This window comes from Microbacterium sp. ZXX196, assembly GCF_009709595.1.
GTDB lineage: Bacteria > Actinomycetota > Actinomycetes > Actinomycetales > Microbacteriaceae > Microbacterium > Microbacterium excoecariae.
The window spans coordinates 1-247 of record NZ_WMEE01000420.1; the positions used below are offsets into that span (position 1 = coordinate 1).

At 72.1% G+C, this 247-nt stretch carries 1 protein-coding gene; it reads left to right on the forward strand.

Features of this window, described 5'->3' with window-relative positions:
• A partial coding sequence (locus tag GJQ66_RS13545; protein WP_196215944.1) for a site-2 protease family protein occupies nucleotides 1–247 on the forward strand: 247 nt, incomplete at both ends.

Consider the following 247-nt stretch of genomic DNA (forward strand, 5'->3'; position numbering starts at 1 on the left):
GCGTCGCGGCCCCTCGACGGGTTCCTCATCTCCGTGGTCGGCCCGCTGACCAACCTCGCCCTCGCCGTCGTGTTCTGGCTGACGTTCCAGGCGCAGCCGACGTTCACCGTGCCCGCGCTCCTGCTGTACGCGGCCGCGTTCTCCAACGCGTTCGTCGGCTTCTTCAACCTCCTGCCCGGGCTCCCGCTCGACGGCGGCCAGATCCTCGAGGCGGCCGTGTGGGCCGCGACGGGCTCGCGGACCAAGG